Annotated in this window: 1 rRNA gene; it reads left to right on the forward strand. The window is 39.8% G+C overall.

The features are described from left to right. Window positions 1-111: ribosomal RNA gene (locus tag JMA39_RS21120) — 16S ribosomal RNA — on the forward strand; the annotation flags it as partial. Between the last annotated feature and the right edge of the window lie 407 nt (window positions 112-518).

Here is a 518-nt window from a genome sequence, read left to right on the forward strand (position 1 = left end):
GAAGTAGATAGCTTAACCTTCGGGAGGGCGTTTACCACGGTGTGGTTCATGACTGGGGTGAAGTCGTAACAAGGTAGCCCTAGGGGAACCTGGGGCTGGATCACCTCCTTACCTATACGACTAACTTAATAGTTGTTGAGTGTTCACACAGATTGCTTGTTTGTCTCTACTTGTAGAGGCGAGCGACACTTGTTCTGCCTTTGTTGCAGTAACAATGCTCTTTAAAAATTTGGAAAGCTGATAGTAATAATCGAAAGATTATTGCGAAATTAAAAAATTGAGTTCTAAAACACTTAACATTAAGTGTCTTGGCTTAAGACTTAACGGTTTTAAGTAAAAAATTCTAATTTTGGCGAAAGTAGAAACCATTAGTTACGATACGGCTGTTTTATCTACCCTGATAAAACAACATGTATGTCTCATAGAGACTTATTTGGGTTGTATGGTTAAGTGACTAAGCGTATATGGTGGATGCCTTGGCAGTCAGAGGCGATGAAGGACGTAGTAACTTGCGAAAA

It is taken from the genome of Shewanella schlegeliana (assembly GCF_016765635.1).
GTDB lineage: Bacteria > Pseudomonadota > Gammaproteobacteria > Enterobacterales > Shewanellaceae > Shewanella > Shewanella schlegeliana.